Origin of the sequence: Nocardia pseudovaccinii (assembly GCF_050942345.1) — a bacterium.
Lineage (GTDB): Bacteria > Actinomycetota > Actinomycetes > Mycobacteriales > Mycobacteriaceae > Nocardia > Nocardia pseudovaccinii.
Map to the genome: position 1 here is coordinate 1,859,047 of NZ_CP192074.1, position 19,230 is coordinate 1,878,276.

A 19,230-nucleotide genomic window follows, 5' to 3' on the forward strand; every position below is an offset into this window, starting at 1 on the left:
GCCGGGACGAGATTCGCGGTACCGCAGGCGGCAATTGCCCACCGCCGCTATGCCTTCGAGAGACTGCCCCACACCCATCCAGTCGAAACCACATCTGCGGGAACCGCGGGGCGGGCCCGTTCGTCCTAATGATCAAGAGTCGAAAGCCTGGAGGGGGATATGTCGGAGCACGAGGTGGCCCAGCGGCAACGGTATCGGTGGCCGGTGCTCGGCCTGGTGGTGGTTGCGCTGGTCGCGGCAGGTGTGGTCGGTCTGCGCTGGTGGCAGGATCGCGCGCAAACCGCAATCGCCGGAGACCGCTTGACCGCATTTCCCGCGATCGACAGGTCCGGGCTGGACCCCACACAGGGACGGATCGTCGCGATTCTCGAACGGGAATTCAAGGCGCAAGGCGATGGTCCGAAGTACGCCGAAGGTTCCGACGAACCGTGGTGCGCCGACTTCGTCAGCTGGGTGCTGCGCGAGGCGGGGGCGCCGCTGGCCAATCCGAATTCCGGATCGTGGCGGATCCCGGGTGTCTACACGCTGCAGGAGTACTACCAGGGCACGGACCGCTTCGCGCCGACCGGTTCGGGATATCAGCCGCGCACCGGTGACGTGCTGCTCTACGCCGAGGGGAGCCCCTTCAGTCAGCACACGAATTTCGTGCTCACGGCCGCGAACGGGACCGTCACGACCATCGGCGGCAATGAATTCGGTGAGGTCGCGATCCATCGTTTCGCACTGGTGGAGGTGCCTGGGGTGGTGGGATTCGGTCGTTTGTGAATAGTGTTGTGACTCAGCCGGTCTTTCTAGTGGCTATGCATTGTCGGCGGGTCCTCCGCTAGCACTTACCATTGACTAGGCGGCGCCCGGCAGCGCCGTCTTTCGGTCCCTGTCCTGCTACCCCCTCATCAGCAGGACAGGGACCTCTGGGTGGGGGATGTCGGCCCGGCCTTGCCGAAATCTGCGTCGCGTACCGTGTCGGTTGTCCGTTGAGAGGTGAGGGTTTCGGAAACTCTGATGCTGCCAATCGAGGAAAAGACCGACGATCCCGCGTGGATCGACTACGCCGCGTTCGGGGAACGATTCGTCACCCACGCGGTGACGGCCGAACGGATCGAGGCCGCCGTCTCCGCGATGACCGATCACGGCATCGCGATCGGTCCGTTCTCCCTCGGACCGGTGGGTTTGGCCGGATTCATGGCCGAGGGCAAGGTGGGCAAGCCGGTTATTCTGCGCAACGGCCCGCACGTCACCTTCGAGGTGACCGTGCCGCTGACGATGTCGGTGAAGGTGCTGCTCGGCGGGCGGAAAATGCGGCTGGAGGCGGTCGCCGAAATCGATCTCACGCTGCATGCGCGCACCGCGGACCCGCTGCTCATCGTCATCGATATCCCGCCGATCACCTCACGCGATGTCAGCTTCGTGCTGCGCGCCCAGGCCATCGATTCGGCCTGGGAGTGGTTGCTCGATCCGATCGCCGGGGTGGTGCAGCGCGAGGTCGCCAATCGGGTGAATGCGATGCTCGCCGAACCGCAGGCGCGGCGCGGCCGGGTCTTCGACGTCGAGGCCATCATCAACGGCGTCCGTTCCGCGCACGTCGACCAGGCCGAGTTCGACTGGATCGGCTACGACGAATTCGGGCATCAGTTCTTCTCCCGCATCGTGACCCGCGATCGGGTCTTCGAATTCGTCGAGCGGATAGCGGGCCGTCCCATCGAGGTCGGGCCGCTGCGCGCCGGACCGCGCGACTCCGCCACCGTCACGGTGCAGGGCAATGTTCGAACGCCGCAGCTGACGGATCGCTCGGACGAGCCGGTCTCCTTCGATCTCACACTGCCGGTGAGCCTGGATATCACCGTCGATGTGCTCAAGGCCAATCAGTATCGCGCCGATGTCGAGATTCCGCTGGTGCTGACCGCGCGGGCGGCCGATCCGCTGCTGATCGTCGTCGATGTGCCGCCGCCCGCAGCCGATGAACTGCGGCTGGAGTTCAAGGCGCGCGGTGTGCGGGCGGCGACGCTCGGTGTGCTGGCCGGTATCAAGAAACAGGTCGTCGCGCAGGTGGCCGGGGTGGTGCGTGACGAGCTCGGCGACAGTTCGGGTCGCACCATCGATGTCGCGGCGCGGCTCGACAGCATCGCCTAGAACCAGCCCTTGACCCGTGTGACAAGTGTGAATTCCTGTTTCCAGTGGGTCTGGCGGTTCCAATGTGAATATGGTGAAATAAGTGCACGTTCGAGGCTCCCGGCGCGCGAATGAACCTTGGGGAAGGTGCGCCGGGCACGCTACCTGTCCATGTCGGGTTTGCGCGAAGGAGTCCTGCGATGCGTTCCATCTCTGTGTCTCGCCGCCAGCTGTTCGCCTACACCGCCGCGGCCGCCGCCGTCGGAGTCGTCGCGCCCCGCGCTTCGGCGGCCGGTGTGCTCGGCACCCTCGTCGACTACGCGGGCGGTGTTCCGTCCGCCGCGGCGATCCTGGATGACGGTCACCTCGGCGCCATCCGCTACGTCTCCGATCGTCGTCCGGGCGCCGAATGGATGGAGGGGAAGCCATTGCGCGCCGAGGAGGTCGATCAACTGCACGCCGCCGGGCTGACGATCGTGTCGAACTACCAGTTCGGCAAGGGCTCGACCGCCGACTGGCGCGGTGGCATGGAGGCGGGCAAGAAGCATGCCGATCGAGGCCTGGAACTGCATCTGGCCGCGGGCGGTCCGGAAAACCGGCCGATCTACGCCTCTATCGACGACAATCCGACCCCGGCCGATTTCGCGACCATGATCGCGCCGTACATCCTCGGCTGGGAGTCGGTGCTCGGCAAACAGAACGTCGGCATCTACGCCAACGCGCCGACCATCGAACTGGCCAGCGCCGCGGGCCTGGGTTCCTGGTACTGGCAGCACAATTGGGGCACGCCCAAGGGTTTCGTACACCCGTCCGCGCATCTGCACCAGATCGAGATCGACAAACGCGCCATCGACGGCATCGGCGTCGACGTCAACAACATCCTCGCCGCCGAATACGGCCAATGGTGACTAACGGATCAAGATCAGGTGGAACTGGTGGCGGCGGCTTCTCGGGCGATGCCGCCATGGATTCCACCTGATCTTGATCCGTCAGGTTTGGGAGTGGCAGGTGGGGGCCAGGCGGAGTTCGGGTTCGTCGTCGGGGACGACGCGGAGGGTGGGGCGGTTGTCGGGGGCTTCGTGGTCGCCGCGCCAGGAGAACAGGGACCAGCGGGAGATGCCGGAGAAGGCGGAGCCGAGGCTGCCGATGGAGAAGGACGAGATCACCGAGCCGAAGGATCCGACGGCACCGATGGACAGCACCGAGCCCACGCTGCCGATCGAGAGGATCGAGTAGGCCGAGCCGATGGACAGAATCGAGCCCTCCGATCGGAAGGACAGGATCGATCGACGCGAACGCCTGCTCCGGATCGAATGACCCGGATGGATCGAGGGACCGGACCGAAGCGAATCATCGACAGTCGCCATGACTTTGGTCTACCACAGTCCCTTCATGACGGCGCGCTATCGCGGCGATTCGCACCACGTGTGTCGACAAAGAGCGAAGCCCGGTGACCCCTCAGGTGCACCGGGCTTCGAAAGCAGCAGCTAGGCGACGGTGAAGAAGCCGAGCGTCGGCAGGAACGAGCAGGTCCGCGGGTCGGCGTCATCGGCCTTGGTGGTCAGCGAACCACCGACGACCGCGACGACCCGGCCCGAGCCGGTGTTGACGATCGCCGAAAGTGTGGCTGGACCGTCCGGGTTGATATGCGCCTCGTCGGTCAGCGGCTGGACGCCGGACTGACGGGTGTCGAGATTCAGCCACTGGACCGTCATCGGGGGATTCTGCTCCGGCGTCGGCGACTTGGTGCCGAGCGCGGTGAATACGAAGCCGGTCTGACCGGCCTGCGGTCCCGGCGGCGGCAGCTCGGCCGGGCCGGGGACAGCCAGCGCGGTGCCGATCGAATCGGCACCGGCGGCGATGCAGCCCTTGCCGATGGTCGGGTAGAGGAACTGGGCGATGGCCGGGCCACCCTGCGGGACCTCCGGGCCGCCGCCACCGCTGCCGTCCAGGAAGGTGATGATCCGTTCCAGCGTGGACTTGATCTGCGGCGGCAGGTTCAGCGCATTGAGCAGCGCCCGGACCTGGTCGAGGATGGCGTTCTTCGGGGCATCCGCGATGGGCTTGGCATCGGCGGGTCCGGCGATGGCGCCGACGATGGCCGGGGCCAGCGAGGCGAGCGTATCGATCGGGACGCCCTCGGGAACCATCGGAATGGTGTTCCTCGGTGCGACGGGTGCGGGGGCCGGTGCCGCGACTGCCGTCGACGGCGCAACGAGCGACGCGCTCGCTGCGATGGCGAGCGCGGACAAGGCGATCCGCGATCCTCGGGTGCGAAGCACTGGTCTAGCCGTCCTTAACCTCGGGTACATCACAGGAGCGATGCAAAAAGCCATCGTTTCGGGGTCACTCTAGGGACATGACCGCCGTGTTGTACAGCCGCCGTGCCCCTACTTCTGTTGTGGACGATCAGTGTTATCAGACGCTATCGCTTTTCCGCTGTTACCAGAGTGAAAGGTGATGCAAATGTTATCAGTGATAATCGGCGGGTTGCGGTACGCAAGATACCGTCTCCGGGCTCGACGCGCACCCCGGGGTCGGTCCAGGGGATTGATGGGATCTCTCACGGCGCCGGTTAGGCTAGTCGCAGCCTTCCCGGAACCGACTCGAAAGCCTGCGAATTGAACCGAAGTCTCCGATTGGCTGTGCCGGTGCTCGGTCTGTCCGTGTTGGCCAGGCTGCTGTGGATGCTGCTGACGAAGAACGGGATGAATCTCGTCGATCTGCACGTCTATGTCGACGGTTCGGCGGCCCTGCTCACCGACCGTCTCTACGACTTCACCTACGCCGAGAAGACCCCGGACTTCCCGCTGCCGTTCACCTATCCGCCGTTCGCGGCGCTGGTCTTCTTCCCGCTGCACTATTTTCCCTTCACCGTGATCGCGGTGCTCTGGCTGCTGGCCATTGCCGTCGCGCTCTATGTAGTGGTGTGGATCGCCTTCGAACTGATCCTCGGCGCGGAGCGGATGCACGAGCCGCGGTGGCGCACCGCCGCGGTCTGGTGGACCGCGATCGGCATCTGGATGGAGCCGGTGCGGACCACCATCGACTACGGCCAGGTCAATGTGTTCCTGGTGCTCGGGGCCATGCTCGCGGTGCGCAGTTCGCGCTGGTGGCTGTCCGGCGGCCTGATCGGTGTGATCGCGGGAATCAAACTGACACCGGCGATTTCGGGGCTGTACTTCGTGGCGCGGCGGCGGTGGGGGACCGCGGTGTGGTCGGCGGTGGTGTTCGGTGCGACGGTCGGGGTCAGCTTCCTGATCAACCACAAAGAGGCCGAGCGGTACTTCGGCACGCTGCTCGGTGACGCGGATCGGATCGGTCCGGTGGGCTCGGTCTGGAATCAGTCCCTGCGCGGTGCGCTGAGCCGTCTGCTCGGCCATGACGTCCAATCCGGGCCGTGGTGGCTGGCGGCTGTTGTCGTCGTAGCCGTCCTGGCCTTATTCGCTTGGCGCGCACTGGGTCCCGACGATCGGCTGGGCACCCTGATCATCGTGCAGCTGTTCGGGCTGATGGTTTCGCCCATCTCTTGGTCGCATCACTTCGTGTGGCTGCTGCCCACGGTGATGTGGTTGCGGTACGGGCCGCTGGGACAGGCGCCCGGCGCTCGGATACTCGCCGGATATTGGTTGGTTACCACCCTCGTCGGCGTGCCGTGGGTGCTCTCGTTCGCCCAGCCGTCGATCTGGACCATCTCGCGCCCGGGGGTGCTGTCCTGGCTCGGCGCCGTGGACGTGCTCGGCGTGCTGGTGCTCTACGGCTGGGTGATCTGGTCCGGGCGCATGGTCAATCGGATTGCGCCGCAAGCCGATCTATCTCGCGAGCCAGCGACACGTCCAGCGCGGTGAGTCCGCCCGAGTCGTGGGTCGAGAGGGCGAAGGTCACCCGGCGCCAGCGGATATCGATATCCGGGTGATGGTTCGCTTTCTCGGCGACTTCGGCGACCTGACGCACGAGTTCGATGCCCGCGGGAAAGCTCGCGGCCGCGATCGTGCGGGTGATGGTGTCGCCGGACCGGGTCCAGTCCGACAGTTCGGTCAAAGCTTCGGTGAGTTCTGCCTCGGTTAGTTTCGGAGCGCTCATGCCTCCACCTCGCTGGCGCTCGGCTCCGGCATGACCGCTCGGGCGGCTGTGTTGTCTGTTCGCTCACTGCGTTCGCTCATGCCTCCACCTCGCTGGCGCTCGGCTCCGGCATGACCGCTCGGGCGGCTGTGTTGTCTGTTCGCTCACTGCGTTCGCTCATGCCTCCACCTCGCTGGCGCTCGGCTCCGGCATGACCGCTCGGGCGGCTGTGTTGTCTGTTCGCTCACTGCGTTCGCTCATATCCGAGTTGTACCCCGGGGGGCGCGAAGGCATCAGGGAATCCGGATTCGTCGCTCAGGCGGCGCGGGCCTTCTTGAGGCCCTTCTTCAGTTCCTTGCCGCAGCAACCGGCCGCTTCCAGGCGTTTCATCCGCATGATGACAACCGGGCACTTCAAGCAGCGCGTCTTCTTGCGACAGCACTTCTTCTTCGGTTTGAGGCTAGAAACCTTCTTCGCCTTGACCTTGCCCATGATTGGTTAGCATACCCTTAGCGGAGTGCGCGGTCTGCGAGCCGCTCGGATGCCGGTACTGTGTAACTGGCCGCAATGCCCTGGTGAGTTTCGATTCTCCACCTGTTTGCAGGGGTCGGCCGGCATCTATACCAACAGCAGGAGGATTGAGGCGTGTCGTCTGCACGCGATTTTCGCAACGTCGCCATCGTGGCCCACGTCGACCACGGTAAGACGACGCTGGTCGACGCCATGCTGCGCCAGTCCGGCGCCTTCGCCGAACGCGCCGAGCTCGTCGATCGTGTGATGGACTCCGGTGACCTGGAGCGCGAGAAGGGCATCACCATTCTCGCCAAGAACACCGCGGTGCACCGGCACCATCAGGACGGTTCGGTCACCGTGATCAACGTCATCGACACCCCCGGCCACGCCGACTTCGGTGGTGAGGTCGAGCGCGGTCTGTCCATGGTCGACGGTGTCGTGCTGCTGGTCGACGCGTCCGAGGGACCGCTGCCGCAGACCCGCTTCGTACTGCGCAAGGCGCTGGCCGCGAAGTTGCCGGTCATCCTGGTGGTGAACAAGACCGACCGTCCCGACGCCCGCATCGAGGAAGTCGTCGAGGAGAGCCACGACCTGCTGCTCGACCTGGCCTCCGATCTGGACGACGAGGCCGCCGAGGCCGCCGAACTCGCGCTGGACCTGCCGGTCCTCTACGCCTCCGGCCGTGAGGGCAAGGCATCCAAGGAACGTCCCGAGAACGGCAGCGCGCCCGCCGCGGAGAACCTGGACGCGCTGTTCGACGTGCTGCTGGAGAACATCCCGGCGCCCAAGGGCGATTCGACCGCGCCGCTGCAGGCGCACGTCACCAACCTCGACGCCTCGGCCTTCCTCGGTCGCCTCGCGCTGGTCCGCATCTACAGCGGTGAGCTGCGCAAGGGCCAGAATGTCGCGTGGATGCACGCCGACGGCATCAAGCAGGTCAAGATCACCGAGTTGCTGCAGACCATCGGTGTCGAGCGGCAGCCCGGTGAGGTCGCGGTGGCCGGTGACATCGTCGCCATCGCGGGCATCCCGGAGATCATGATCGGCGACACCCTCGCCGATATCGACAATCCCGTTGCGCTGCCGCGCATCACGGTCGACGAGCCCGCCATCTCGGTCACCATCGGCACCAATACCTCGCCGCTGGTCGGCCGGGTGCAGGGCCACAAGCTGACCGCACGCATGGTGAAGTCGCGCCTGGACTCCGAACTGGTCGGCAATGTCTCGCTGCGCGTGCTCGATATCGGCCGCCCGGATGCCTGGGAGGTGCAGGGCCGCGGTGAGCTGGCGCTGGCCATCCTGGTCGAGCAGATGCGTCGCGAGGGCTTCGAGCTGACCGTCGGCAAGCCGCAGGTGGTCACCAAGCAGGTCGACGGCAAGGTGCACGAGCCGTACGAAGAGCTGACCATCGACTGCCCCGACGAGTACCTCGGCGCGATCACCCAGCTGCTGGCCGCCCGCAAGGGCAAGATGGTCCAGATGAACAACCACGCCGCCGGTTGGGTGCGGATGGAGTTCATCGTTCCCTCGCGCGGCCTGATCGGCTTCCGCACCGACTTCCTCACCGAAACCCGCGGCACCGGTATCGCCAACGCCGTCTCGCACGGCTACGCGCCGTGGGCCGGTGAGATCCGCGCCCGCCACACCGGTTCGCTGGTCTCCGACCGCGCGGGCTCGGTGACCCCGTTCGCCATGATCCAGCTGGCCGATCGCGGTCAGTTCTTCGTGGAGCCGGGTGCGGACACCTACGAGGGGCATGTCGTCGGCATCAACCCGCGCGCCGAGGATCTCGATATCAATGTCACTCGCGAGAAGAAGCTGACAAATATGCGCAGCTCGACCGCCGACGTGATGGAGACGCTCGCCAAGCCGCTGCAGCTCGACCTGGAGGCGGCGATGGAGTTCTGTGCCGCCGACGAATGTGTCGAGGTGACTCCGGAGATCGTGCGGGTGCGCAAGGTCATCCTCGGTGCCACCGAACGCGGGCGCGAACTGTCGCGACGGAAGGCTCGGGACCGGGCTGCGCTGTAAGGCATGGGGCCATTTCGGCGAGGTCGCGGTCTATCCGGCCGAGCGACGGCGAGGCCAAGTAGAGTGCGGCACGTGAGCTCGGGGGCTATACGACGCGCGTTGCTGATCATGATGGCGGCCTCCTCCATGGTGCTCGCCGGCTGCACCGCGAATCCGCCACCGCCGATCGAGAGCACCGACAGCCCGAAGACGACACCGGCAAAGCCCGGCAAGAACACCGTCGTGGTGGCCATCGACGACATCGGCATCGGGTTCAATCCGCACCTGCGTTCCGATCAGTCACCGGCCACCGCCGCGGTGAGTTCGATGGTGTTGCCGAGCCCGTTCCGGCCGGTGCCGAATCCCGGCGTGCCCGGCGCCACCGAGTGGGTGCCGGATACCGCGCTGGTGGTCTCGGCCGAGGTGACCGCGCAGGAACCGTTCACCATCACCTATACGCTGCGCAACCAGGCGAATTGGTCCGATGGTGCGCCGATCGCGGCGGAGGACTTCCGGTTCCTGTGGCAGCAGATGATCACCCAGCCGGGTGTCGTCGATCCGGCGGGCTATCGCCACATTGCCGATATCAGCTCCTCCGGCGGCGGCAAGACGGTTACCGTCACGATGACCGAGCCGTATCCGGCCTGGCGTGAGCTGTTCACGAATCTGCTGCCCTCACATCTGATCAAGGACCAGCCCGGCGGTTTCGCCACCGGTCTGGTCGAGGGAGTTCAGGTGTCGGGCGGCAACTTCCGGATCAAATCGACCGACCGCGGACGCGACGAGATCCTGCTCGAACGCAACGATCGGTACTGGGGTACGCCCGCGGCTCCGGATCAGATTCTGTTGCGCCGCGGCGGAACTCCCGCGCAGCTGGCCGATTCGCTGCGCACCGGTGATGCGCAGATGGCGCTGGTGCACGGTGGTGTCGCTACCCAGGCGCAGCTGGCGGCGATCCCGTCGGTGCGCACCGTGATCATGCCGCAGTCGCGTGAGCTGCAGTTCGTAATCAATGGGCGCAGTGGCGATCTCAGCGATCCGCGGGTGCGGCGCGGGGTGACCGCGCTGATCGATCCGACGCTGCTGGCCACCGTCGCCGGGCAGACCGGCGGCTGGGTCGAGCCGGTGCGCGCGCAGATCCTGACACCGTCGGATCCCGGATACGCACCGACCGCGCCGCCGCGACCGTCCGCGGAGGAGGCGTTCGCACTGCTGGCCGAGGCAGGTTACGGTCGGGCGCCGGAGACACCGCCGGTGCAGTCGCCTACCTCACCCGCACCGCAGCCCCGTTCGGTCGCGAAAAACGGTAAGGCGCTTGCTATTCGGATCGGCGCGGTAACCGGTGACGCCACCGCCCTCGCCGTCGCCAATACCGCCGCGGACCAATTGCGCAGTGCCGGAATCGATGCCAGCGTGCGCAGTCTCGCGGCCGATACCCTCTACGGCAAGGAACTCACCGAGGGCGGCGTGGACGCCATTGTCGGCTGGGAGGTCGCCGGTTCGGATCCGGCCACCGTGCTCGCATCGCGTTACGGCTGTCCGCCGGTGGATACCGGTGCCGCCAACGGGGATTCGCAGACCGCCATCGAGGCGGCCAAGAAGGCGCCGAGCAATTTGTCCGGCATCTGCGAGCCCGGACTGCAGCCCCTGATCGACGAATCGTTGCGTGGTGTAGAGGTCGGCCGGGCGCTGGCCGATGCCGAGCCGCGGCTGTGGGCATTGGCGACGGTGCTGCCGATCGTGCAGGACAATGTGGTCGCCGCATCCGGCCCGCGCGTGGACGGTGCGTCGCTGAGCGGTGCCATCCAGGTCGGCATCTTCGGCGATGCGGCGATGTGGCGCAGGATCCCATGAAGGGTGGACTGCTGCTGGTGCACGCCCACCCGGACGACGAGTCCATCACCACCGGGGGCACCATCGCGCACTACCGTAGCCGCGGCGTACCGGTGACGGTGGTGACCTGCACCCTCGGTGAAGAGGGTGAGGTGATCGGCGACGAATGGGCACAGCTGGCCGCCGAGCAGGCCGATCAGTTGGGCGGCTACCGGATCGCGGAGCTCACCGAGGCGCTGACCGCGCTGAAGGCCGGACCGCCGCGGTTCCTCGGCGGTGCGGGGTGCTGGCGCGACTCCGGTATGGCGGGCACGGCGGCGGCCGATAATCCACGGGCCTTCGTGCATTCCGGTGCCGCTGCGGTGGAGGCACTGACCGCGATCGTGCTGGAACTGCGGCCCGAGGTGGTGATCGGCTATGACCCGCGCGGCGGTTACGGGCATCCGGACCATATTCGGGCGCACTGGGTCACCTCGGCGGCGGTGACCGCGGCGGCCGAGCAGGGCTGGGACACCCCGAAGTTCTATTGGACGGTCACCGACGCCGATATGTTGCGCCTGCACACCGAGGCGCTGGCACGGCGGACCGCGGAGGGGCTGCCCGGCGCATTGCCGCGTGGCTGGCGGTTGCCCGCCGCGGGAGAACTCGCGAGCGTGCCGAGTCATACGGTGACGACCACCATCGACGTATCCGATTCGCTGGCCGCCAAGCGGGCGGCCTTGCGGGCGCATGCCACGCAGGTGACGGTCGCGCCGTCGGGGCGCGAGTTCGCGCTGTCCAATAATGTTGCGCAGCCGGTTCTTCCGGAGGAGCACTTCATCTTGATCCGTGGTACGCGCGGTCCGGTCGGGGCCGACGGGCGTGAACACGACTTGTTCGCGGGCTTGTGATCTCTGATCGTTGCCTGAGGGTTGCTGTCGTCGCTGGTTTCGGCGGCGAGTACCGTCTTTGTGATTTCGGACATCGATGCGGAGGGCATAGCGGTTCATGACAGCGGTCGGCGACAAAGCTCACCTCAGCATCGAGGATCACGGATACCCTCGCGAACATCCCCAGTCAACTTCTCGGCCTTGAAGGGCCGAGCTTGCAGCTCTTACCCGCGCCTGGCTGGCGTGGGCTCGGCCGCGTCGTCGGCAGCGTGACTCACTGCCCAGCCCGCAGCAGCGCGTGCGGCGATATTACGGGCTGCGTTCACGTCAGCGTGTTCAGCGAAACCGCATGACGTGCACACAAAACTGGCCTGGTTCGGCCGGTTCTTCTTCGACACATGCCCGCACCCTGAGCATTGCTGGGAGGTATACCTCGGGTCGACGTGGGTGACGGGGATCCCGGCGCGTCGCGCCTTGTAGGCGATGCAACTGCCGAGTTGCGCGAAACTCCAGGAGTGCAGCGTGACCCGCTGGGGCTTGCGTAGCCGTACCCTCTCGCGGATACCGCCCAGATCTTCTAGGGCGATACCGCGTGAGGTGCGTTGAGCCTCGGTCACGATCATCTTGGAAACGCGGTGGTTGGTGTCGGCGGCGAACCGCTTCTCGCGGCCGGAGATCTTACGCAACAGCCGCTTCGCCGATTTCGTTCCCTTCCGTTGCAGGCGTTGGCGGATGCGCCGGTTGCGGTGCCGGACCTGGTTGAGCTGTTTCCCGGCGTGGCGAGCGCCGCCGCTGGTGGTAGCGATGTTGGCGATGCCCAGATCCACCCCGACGAACCCGGCAGTCGGGGTGATGGGTTCAGCTTCGGGGACCTCGCAGGTCGCGTACAGGTACCAGTGCCCGCCCCGATACACAAGGTCTGATTCGCCGTGTCGGTGATCGGTGAGTATCTTCGCCTGTTGCGGGGAGCAGGCGAACGGAACGCTCCTGACGCGGCCGTGGACGGTCCAGATGGATACGGTGCGGGCGTCGAGCTGCCAGGACAGGCTGCGATCGTCGAACGGTTGCGCGGCGTCCTTGCGGAACCGGATCGGTTCAGCTTCAACACGTTCGCGTCGTTTCGACCCGGCCGGGCCGTAGTTCCCGGCCGCCAGATTCGCTTTCAGTGTGGCGTAGGCCCCGGCGGTCTTGCGGATGCAATGCAGGGCGGGCTGCGCTGATACCCCGAGTTGCTTGACAGCGGTATAGGTCAGCCGTTGCAGGGCCTGCTTACCGATGATGCCGGTGGTGAACGCGGCACGGGAGACCTGGTTAGCGGCCCGGTTGCACAGCGTCAGCGTCTCCCACAGCGCGGACGCGGTCCCCGCGTCGGGGAGCAGTTTGACCTGCACGACCAGCTTCACCCCAACACACTAAATTACGGCAGGAGTTTCCCGATCATGTTCGGAACTTCTTGTGGAGCAGGCACTTCTGGTCGCCGTCGTATTTCGCGACACCGTGCGGCGGTACGCAGCTGTCGGTGATCACGGAGTACCTCGACCAGCAGAACGACTGGACCAGCGTCCGGTCCGCACTTCCGCCCAAAGCCCTAAGGGGTCGGGATTCCTTGCACAACCCCAGTTGAAGGCGAGTGATTTCGGCTTAGACTCCGATCATGTACAACTGGGATCTGCAGAACGCCATCGCCGCCTTCGTGGACAGCTTGCGCCCTGGCGCGCAGCAACAGCACGACCTCTATATGTCGGTGCTGTACGCGTTCGTCGATATGCAGAGCCACCTGCTCACCCTCCTCGGTTTCCCGCCGGTCGCGTGAGGGTCACTTTCGACAAGGCTCCGGACCGCACCCATGACACTCTGCCCTTGGGGCCGGTGATCATCGCCGTCTTGGTCCTGGACGCTCTGATCACCCTCGCCCTCGAGGTCCTCTACCTCCCCACCTATATCAACACCGTCGCCTTCCCCCTGTCCGCAGTGCTGGCCGGTGTGGTCAACGTCCTCCTGGTGATGGGAGTCCGCTCCATAACCCACCGCGTAGGCGCAATGTTCCTCCCCATAGCCGCCTGGACCCTCGGCTTCCTGACCTGCGCCGTAACCGGCCCCGGCGGCGACATCATGCTGGGCAGCGACTGGCGCACCCTGCTGCTCCTGTTCTGCGGATTGGTCCCGCCGTTGCTCTATATCTACATCCGAACAAACGCGGGGTTGTTCACTACCCGCTGAGTCCTGTTGTCGCTATGGGGATTCGGACTGTGGGACGGCTACGGCGGTGATGTCGGTGGCGAGTTCCGTTCGGGTGCCGTTGGCGGTGCGGTAGAGGGTGTCGGTGGGTTGGTCGACTTCTAATTCGGTGCCGGTGGCGGTCGACGTTGTGTCGACGGTTGCGTCGCCGCTGGGGAACCAGAGACCACCTCGGGACAGCCAGCGGATCGACTGCCCGGCCGTCAGGTCTTCCGTTTCGGCGCGTTGCCTGATGGTGACAGATGCGCCGGTCGGGTTATCCCACCGGATTTTGGTTGGGGTGGTGCAGTTTTCGAAGTCTGGGATGGTGGTTTTCATACCGGCTGAGCCGATGGTGACCAGGGTGAGGGTGGTTCGGCGGCAGCGGTAGGGGTTTCGGCCGGGAGCCGGGGCGTCGCCGGAGACGGCGATGGAGGTGCCGTCGGGGCTGAAGGCCGCGTCGATGAAGCGTTCGGTGCCTGCTGGTATCCCCCCGAGCGAACGAGTCGTGCCATCGGGCTCGATGGTGAAGAGTTCGTGGTGGTAGGAGTGGTCGTAGAACCGGAATTCGGTGCGTACGAACAGAAGCCGATCGCCGTCGGTGGACAGGAGGCGGAAGTCGTAGCGCACGCCCTCCGGTGGAAAGGCGACGGGTAGGGTGCGCCATACCGTCGGCTCAGGGTTCGGTGCGGTGAGATCGGCGCGCATGATGGAGCCGTCGGGCGCTTGCCATGCGATGGTTCCGAGTTGGGTCGGGAAGACTTCCGCACATCCACACTGCAATCGCCGCACCTCGGTGGGCTCCGCCACGTTCACCGCGACTATTCCGGCAGGGTCGTTATTGCCGGGGAACTCGTTGCGTACAACGTATTTGCCGTCTCGAGAGAATCGGAGCTCGTCGGCGGAGGTGAACTGCCCAGGTGTGCGCGAGAGCACCGTCGTCCCGTCCGCGACGATCAATTCGTGGTCGCTGCCGTAGGCGTACAGGTCCCGGTGCCGCGGTGCCGGGTCGTCGGATCCGCAGCCGACCGCGCCGAGCAGCACCGCCGCGATCACTGTGGCATGGATGGACCACCGTCGAATCATGTCTAACCCCCCGGTTCATTCGGACCTGACATTCGGGTATCGCGGCAACGCCTACGGGCGCAACGTGGACTCAGTCGAGGCGAATGGCCAGGCTGGCGATCACGGCGTCGGTGCGGGCGCGGAGTGCGGCGGCCAGGACGGGACCGCGGGGGTTGTGCAGGGGACGGTGGTACCAGTGGGCGGCTTCTACCTGGGCCAGGAGAACGGTGACTTGGCGGCCGGTTCGGGTTTGGGCGCGGACGTAGCCGACGAGGGTGGTGATGAGACTGCGGTGTGGGCTCGGGAGGACGGTGAGGGGGACGCCCGGATCCCAATGCTTCCATTGCGCGCTGAGCCGACGAGTTGCGGCGGGTTCTATTTCGGCTGCGACGGCGACGATTTCGCCGTCGAAGGCCTGGGCGGTACGCAAGGCGCGCGCGGTGACTTCGCTGACCGCGACCACCGGAACCACGACGAGCATCGGTTCCTGATCGGGAGATTGCGGTGGGAGTACAGGGATTCGGCCGAGGCTGAGTTGATCGGCGACGCTGCGGTAGTAGTCTTCGGTGTGCGCGAACAGGGTTATCAACGCGGGCACGATGATCAGCAGTAGCCACGCGCCTTCGTTGAACTTCTCGATGAGCAGAACCACGGCGGCGACGGCGGTGAGCACCGCACCGAAGCCGTTGAGGATGGCGCGCGGAATCCAACCGGCGCCACGCTGTTCGCGCCAGTGCCGCACCAGCCCGGCCTGGCTGATGGTGAAACCGATGAAGACGCCCACGGCGTAAACCGGTAGCACGCGGTGGGTTTCGGCATGCACGACCAGCAACACGGTGGCGGCCAGAATGGCAAGGGCCGCAACGCCATAGCGAAACACCGGGCGCTCGGAGCGCAGCGCGAACAAGTGGGCGACCCGATGATCCTTCGCGAGCAGAGACAGCAATACGGGCAGTCCACCGAAGCTGGTATTCGCGGCCAGGCACAGCGCCAGCGTGACGGCCAGACTGGTCACGTAGAACGGCCACCCGGTCCCGAATGCCGCCGCGGACAATTGCGCGAGCAGGGTGACGTCGCCGCGCGGCACCGCGTGATGGCGACGGATGAGCACCGCCAAACCGAGCAGCATCGTGCACAGCAGCATGCCGAGCGCGACCTCGGTGTGCTGGGCCCGCCGCACCGCGGGCGTCCGGAACGACGGCACGGCATTGGCAATCGCCTCGACGCCGGTCAGCGCCGAACACCCGGCCGAAAATGCCTTGAGCAGTAACAGAATTCCGACGGTGTCATACGGCACGATCGGCCCCAGATCGGTACCGATCACCGCGACCGGTGTCGTGCGGAACAGTCCGACCACGATCACCGCGAGAATCGCGACGATGAACAGAAGTGTCGGCCCCATCAGCACTTTCGCCGATTCGGCCACCCCGATCAGATTGATCACGGTGAGCAGCGCCAGCCCGCTCAGCGTGATCAGCAGCAGATGATCGGCCAGCACCGGAAACGCGCTGGCCAAACTGGCCGCACCGGCCGCGAGACTCACCGCGACGGTCAGCACATAGTCCACCACCAGACTCGCCGCCGCGAGCAGACTGGCACCGCGCCCGAGATCCTTCTTCGCCACCGCATAGGACCCGCCGCCGTCCGGATGCACGGCGATAACCTGCCGATACGACAGCACCAATACCAGCAACAGTGCCGCGATCGCCAGCGACACCGGCAATGTCCACGACACCGCCGCCGCGCCCGCCGCGACAAGAACCAGCACGATCGCCTCGGGACCGTATGCCACGCTGGACAGCGCATCCAGTGATAACGCCGCCAAACCGCCGATCGCGGTCAGTCGATATTTGTCACCCCGCTGCATCCGCCGCACGCGGCGATCGGCGATGGGCAACTCCCGCGTCGGTGATATCGGGGTCTCGACCACGGTCACTATTGAACTCGGCGCAGTGTCAGCAATCGGTCAGCGACACTGTGCGAGTCGGATCGGCGCGGTCGCGCTCTATTCTCGGAGCGAACGGTCTCAGACACTCACTCAGGTACGGAGCAATGATGGAACGGCGCATGATCGGGGAGCTTGTCCAGGTTCCCGCCGGGGCGATCCATGTCCGGCAGGACGGGCCCGCCGATGGCAAACCCATCGTATTGCTGCACGGTTTCGAGGGTTCGGTGCACTGGTGGGACGCACTGGTCGCGCTGCTGGCCGACACCTACCGCGTGGTCCGCATCGATCTGCTCGGATTCGGTTGCACCACAGGCGAACCCGGATTCGATCAGCGCTCGCAGAGCGAAATGCTGGCCGCGGTGCTCGAACGGCTCGATATCACCGACGTCACCGCGATCGGACATTCGTGGGGTGCTGACAGCGCGCTCGGACTCGCCGAACTGTCCGATCGGGTCAGCGAGGTCGTCGTGGTCGATCAGGCCCCGGACTGCAACGAGCTCCGAATTCTTCAAGTAATGCGCCCGGTGCTGCGGCTGCTCGCGTTGGCTCCGATCGGGCGTTCTGTACATGCGGTGCTGAACAACAACTGGGCATTGCGTCAGGCGATGGCTGCCGGATTCGCACCCGGATTCGATCCGGATGCCACCGGTCCGGGCTGGTCTCAGCTGCGCTCGGATCACCGCGCCATGTCCTGGCGCGCATATCGCGCCGTCCTGGTGGAGCGCCCGCAGGCGCTGGCGGCACGGCCGCTGGACGCCCAGATCCGCGCTCTCGGCCTGCCCGCCTTGGTAATTCACGGCCGACACGACAGCCTCTACGGCTGGCGCAACACCATCGACCGATACGCCGCCGCAGGTGCACGTATCGAGGTGATCGACACCGCAGGCCACTCACCCAACGTCGAAACACCGGAACGGGTGGCCACCGCACTCCGGCACTTCCTCACCGACCCGAGCCGATCCCGCCCGGCGGCAAGCTGATCGACTCCGCACGTATCGGCGGGGTCAGCGGGTGCCCAGGCGGCCGGGGGTTGCCGATTCGATGAGGTCCCAGGCTTGCTCGAGTGGAATGTCGACGACGAGGTAGCGCTTCTTACCGGCTGCGGTGGCGGCCACGACGGTGGCGATGCCGGAGCGGCGCTGCCAAAAGGATTGGCGGACAGTCCAACCGATGATGCCGGGGGCCTCGAGACAGTCACGGTCGCGGTCGAGCGAGCCGGATCGGGTGATGAGCCAGGCCGGACTGCTGTCGGTGGCGGGTAGCACAGCGTGGCCGAGGCCGCGGTAACGGTCGGCGGCCAGCGCGGCGGCGATCAGGGCCGGGAGGGCGGGCAGCAGCCACCACCATGGTGAAAAGTGCTCTCCGGCATGGGAAATGTACAGCATCGCGACCGCGAGCAGCGCGATCGGGCTCAGCGCGCGGGTATACCGGCGGCGGCGCGCGACCGGGCCGTGCGCGATCAGCGGTGCGGTGCTCACCGTCGCGCGCGGGGTGTGGCCGGTCGGCTCCTGTCGCGGTGCTTGGCCCACCGGATCCCCGGCCCGTGCGATTTCGTTCGTGGTACGGGGACGTCGGGCGCCACGGGGTACGAGCAATTCCGCGAGGGTGCGTTCGATGGCGGAGCGCGGCGCCTGGGGCAGGATCTTCTGGCGCGGGCTCTGGCCGGTCATGATGGCTTCGAGCTCGGCGGCACCGGCCATGCGGAGCAGCAGCGGCTCGTTGACGGTCGCGCCGCGGAAACGAGCCAGATCCAGCGTGATCTGTCTGGTCGTGAACAGCCCGTGGCGCAGATGCAAGGTGCGGTCGTCATCGAGCACTCGCAGTCCGAAATACGTTGTCAGATAACGTGCGCAGGCCGCGAGGCTGACGATCACCACGATCGCGACGACCAGCAGTGCGATGGCGACGGCGATGAGCGCCGCGCTACCGTCCTCGATGCTGTGCACCGCGTCCGAACTGACCACGATCTGGTCGAACCCGTACTGAATCGCCAAACCGACAACGGGTGCGATGATGGCGAAACCGGTCAGCGACAGCGGCGCATAACGCACCCAGCTCGCTCGCCAATGACCGATCTCGCGGGCGTTCCCGGACACCGGACGGTCTTTTCGTAGGTCGGGAACCTGTTGTCCAGCAGTGGATTCCGGTGAACCGGCGGTATGGGCGAGCAGCGCCGTCCGCAACTCGGGCACCACATCCGCATCCAACGCGTCGAGCTTGAACTTCTCACCCGAATCCGCGTGCTGCCCGGTGCCGATCGCCAACACCGCGAGCCCGAGCACCCGATGCAATAGATCGGCTTCGATATCGACCGACCGGATCCGCGACCGCGGTACCGACAGCTTCTTGCGCTGAATCAACCCGGTCCGCAACTCGACGTCTGTCGGCCCGACCCGATAGGTGGTGGTGAACCAGCGTGTCAGCGCGAAGCCGACGATCACCGCCAGTGCGGCGAGCCCCCAGACGGGATTACCGGTATTGGTGCCGAGGATTACCGACCCGATCAGCACCGGAATGAACCGCACGACCTCGTTGACGGGGTGTACCAACAACATTCGCTTATCCAGCCGCAACCACGGCGGGGCGAGATCGGTCTCCGGAAGG

At 66.0% G+C, this 19,230-nt stretch carries 18 protein-coding genes and 1 pseudogene; 11 read left to right on the plus strand and 8 right to left on the minus strand.

The window, feature by feature from the left end:
- The first annotated feature begins 159 nt into the window (after positions 1-159).
- From ACQPZ2_RS08370 to ACQPZ2_RS08380, 3 genes are all read left to right on the plus strand, one after another.
- On the plus strand, positions 160-765 hold the full coding sequence (locus ACQPZ2_RS08370) for a CHAP domain-containing protein (protein WP_433525030.1): 606 nt from the start codon (positions 160-162) through the stop codon (positions 763-765).
- Between the two features lie 237 nt (positions 766-1,002).
- Positions 1,003-2,130 (plus strand): hypothetical protein, encoded by a 1,128-nt coding sequence (locus ACQPZ2_RS08375; RefSeq protein WP_433525031.1) that lies wholly within the window; start codon positions 1,003-1,005, stop codon positions 2,128-2,130.
- Between the two features lie 179 nt (positions 2,131-2,309).
- The gene (locus ACQPZ2_RS08380) at positions 2,310-3,017 is read left to right on the plus strand and encodes a DUF1906 domain-containing protein (protein WP_433525032.1); all 708 of its coding nucleotides are present in this window, start codon (positions 2,310-2,312) and stop codon (positions 3,015-3,017) included.
- Positions 3,018-3,098: 81 nt separating this feature from the next.
- Here the strand turns inward: ACQPZ2_RS08380 and ACQPZ2_RS08385 are convergent, their stop codons facing one another.
- Positions 3,099-3,476, minus strand: a complete 378-nt coding sequence (locus ACQPZ2_RS08385) for a hypothetical protein (RefSeq protein ID WP_433525033.1) — start codon at positions 3,474-3,476, stop codon at positions 3,099-3,101.
- 120 nt (positions 3,477-3,596) lie between these two features.
- Positions 3,597-4,391, minus strand: a complete 795-nt coding sequence (locus ACQPZ2_RS08390) for an Rv1157c family protein (protein ID WP_063046598.1) — start codon at positions 4,389-4,391, stop codon at positions 3,597-3,599.
- 339 nt (positions 4,392-4,730) lie between these two features.
- On the opposite strand from ACQPZ2_RS08390, the gene ACQPZ2_RS08395 reads away from it, so the two are divergent.
- Positions 4,731-5,957, plus strand: coding sequence for a mannosyltransferase (locus ACQPZ2_RS08395; protein WP_433525034.1), 1,227 nt, complete (start codon positions 4,731-4,733; stop codon positions 5,955-5,957).
- On the opposite strand, the gene ACQPZ2_RS08400 is transcribed toward ACQPZ2_RS08395, so the two are convergent.
- Complete coding sequence (locus tag ACQPZ2_RS08400; RefSeq protein ID WP_433525035.1) at positions 5,896-6,192, minus strand: 4a-hydroxytetrahydrobiopterin dehydratase; 297 nt, start codon at positions 6,190-6,192, stop codon at positions 5,896-5,898. The two genes, ACQPZ2_RS08395 and ACQPZ2_RS08400, sit on opposite strands and share 62 nt — an antisense overlap.
- 294 nt (positions 6,193-6,486) lie before the next feature.
- On the minus strand, positions 6,487-6,663 hold the full coding sequence (locus ACQPZ2_RS08405) for a hypothetical protein (protein WP_085998628.1): 177 nt from the start codon (positions 6,661-6,663) through the stop codon (positions 6,487-6,489).
- A 153-nt stretch (positions 6,664-6,816) separates the two neighbouring features.
- On the opposite strand from ACQPZ2_RS08405, the gene typA reads away from it, so the two are divergent.
- From typA to mshB, 3 genes are all read left to right on the plus strand, one after another.
- Positions 6,817-8,715: a translational GTPase TypA gene (typA, locus tag ACQPZ2_RS08410; RefSeq protein ID WP_063046604.1), complete on the plus strand. Its 1,899-nt coding sequence runs from the start codon at positions 6,817-6,819 to the stop codon at positions 8,713-8,715.
- A 63-nt stretch (positions 8,716-8,778) separates the two neighbouring features.
- A complete protein-coding gene (locus tag ACQPZ2_RS08415) occupies positions 8,779-10,548 on the plus strand; it encodes an ABC transporter family substrate-binding protein (protein WP_433525036.1) in 1,770 nt (589 codons plus the stop codon).
- Positions 10,545-11,417, plus strand: a complete 873-nt coding sequence (gene mshB / locus ACQPZ2_RS08420; RefSeq protein ID WP_433525037.1) for an N-acetyl-1-D-myo-inositol-2-amino-2-deoxy-alpha-D-glucopyranoside deacetylase — start codon at positions 10,545-10,547, stop codon at positions 11,415-11,417. The genes ACQPZ2_RS08415 and mshB overlap by 4 nt, the downstream gene beginning before the upstream one ends.
- A 203-nt stretch (positions 11,418-11,620) precedes the next feature.
- Here mshB and ACQPZ2_RS08425 read toward each other — a convergent pair whose 3' ends face one another.
- Entirely contained in the window at positions 11,621-12,799 is a 1,179-nt protein-coding gene (locus ACQPZ2_RS08425) for an RNA-guided endonuclease InsQ/TnpB family protein (RefSeq protein ID WP_433525038.1), read from the minus strand.
- 23 nt (positions 12,800-12,822) lie between these two features.
- Here ACQPZ2_RS08425 and ACQPZ2_RS08430 point away from each other — a divergent pair.
- From ACQPZ2_RS08430 to ACQPZ2_RS08440, 3 genes and pseudogenes are all read left to right on the plus strand, one after another.
- Positions 12,823-13,020 (plus strand): annotated as a pseudogene (locus tag ACQPZ2_RS08430) (transposase); the annotation flags it as partial.
- Positions 13,021-13,050: 30 nt separating this feature from the next.
- Entirely contained in the window at positions 13,051-13,209 is a 159-nt protein-coding gene (locus ACQPZ2_RS08435) for a hypothetical protein (protein WP_169338103.1), read from the plus strand.
- Entirely contained in the window at positions 13,206-13,616 is a 411-nt protein-coding gene (locus ACQPZ2_RS08440) for a hypothetical protein (RefSeq protein ID WP_433525039.1), read from the plus strand. The genes ACQPZ2_RS08435 and ACQPZ2_RS08440 overlap by 4 nt, the downstream gene beginning before the upstream one ends.
- 12 nt (positions 13,617-13,628) lie before the next feature.
- Here the strand turns inward: ACQPZ2_RS08440 and ACQPZ2_RS08445 are convergent, their stop codons facing one another.
- Together ACQPZ2_RS08445 and ACQPZ2_RS08450 are read right to left on the minus strand one after the other, a co-directional pair.
- Positions 13,629-14,699 carry a hypothetical protein gene (locus ACQPZ2_RS08445; protein ID WP_433525040.1) on the minus strand — a complete coding sequence of 357 codons (1,071 nt, stop codon included), beginning with the start codon at positions 14,697-14,699 and terminating at the stop codon, positions 13,629-13,631.
- 70 nt (positions 14,700-14,769) lie between these two features.
- On the minus strand, positions 14,770-16,608 hold the full coding sequence (locus ACQPZ2_RS08450; RefSeq protein WP_433527360.1) for an APC family permease: 1,839 nt from the start codon (positions 16,606-16,608) through the stop codon (positions 14,770-14,772).
- Positions 16,609-16,745: 137 nt separating this feature from the next.
- Between ACQPZ2_RS08450 and ACQPZ2_RS08455 the strand changes: the two genes are divergently transcribed.
- Entirely contained in the window at positions 16,746-17,606 is an 861-nt protein-coding gene (locus ACQPZ2_RS08455; RefSeq protein ID WP_433525041.1) for an alpha/beta fold hydrolase, read from the plus strand.
- A gap of 24 nt (positions 17,607-17,630) precedes the next feature.
- On the opposite strand, the gene ACQPZ2_RS08460 is transcribed toward ACQPZ2_RS08455, so the two are convergent.
- The gene (locus tag ACQPZ2_RS08460) at positions 17,631-19,181 is read right to left on the minus strand and encodes a PH domain-containing protein (protein WP_433527361.1); all 1,551 of its coding nucleotides are present in this window, start codon (positions 19,179-19,181) and stop codon (positions 17,631-17,633) included.
- Between the last annotated feature and the right edge of the window lie 49 nt (positions 19,182-19,230).

What these genes read in the sequence shown, in the direction of transcription:
- ACQPZ2_RS08370 (WP_433525030.1), top strand. Translation starts at nt 160, where the DNA reads ATGTCGGAGCACGAGGTGGCCCAGCGGCAACGGTATCGGTGGCCGGTG.
- ACQPZ2_RS08375 (WP_433525031.1), top strand. Translation starts at nt 1,003, where the DNA reads ATGCTGCCAATCGAGGAAAAGACCGACGATCCCGCGTGGATCGACTAC.
- ACQPZ2_RS08380 (WP_433525032.1), top strand. Translation starts at nt 2,310, where the DNA reads ATGCGTTCCATCTCTGTGTCTCGCCGCCAGCTGTTCGCCTACACCGCC.
- ACQPZ2_RS08385 (WP_433525033.1), bottom strand. Translation starts at nt 3,476, where the DNA reads ATGGCGACTGTCGATGATTCGCTTCGGTCCGGTCCCTCGATCCATCCG.
- ACQPZ2_RS08400 (WP_433525035.1), bottom strand. Translation starts at nt 6,192, where the DNA reads ATGAGCGCTCCGAAACTAACCGAGGCAGAACTCACCGAAGCTTTGACC.
- ACQPZ2_RS08405 (WP_085998628.1), bottom strand. Translation starts at nt 6,663, where the DNA reads ATGGGCAAGGTCAAGGCGAAGAAGGTTTCTAGCCTCAAACCGAAGAAG.
- mshB (WP_433525037.1), top strand. Translation starts at nt 10,545, where the DNA reads ATGAAGGGTGGACTGCTGCTGGTGCACGCCCACCCGGACGACGAGTCC.
- ACQPZ2_RS08435 (WP_169338103.1), top strand. Translation starts at nt 13,051, where the DNA reads ATGTACAACTGGGATCTGCAGAACGCCATCGCCGCCTTCGTGGACAGC.
- ACQPZ2_RS08445 (WP_433525040.1), bottom strand. Translation starts at nt 14,699, where the DNA reads ATGATTCGACGGTGGTCCATCCATGCCACAGTGATCGCGGCGGTGCTG.
- ACQPZ2_RS08455 (WP_433525041.1), top strand. Translation starts at nt 16,746, where the DNA reads ATGATCGGGGAGCTTGTCCAGGTTCCCGCCGGGGCGATCCATGTCCGG.
- ACQPZ2_RS08460 (WP_433527361.1), bottom strand. Translation starts at nt 19,181, where the DNA reads ATGTTGTTGGTACACCCCGTCAACGAGGTCGTGCGGTTCATTCCGGTG.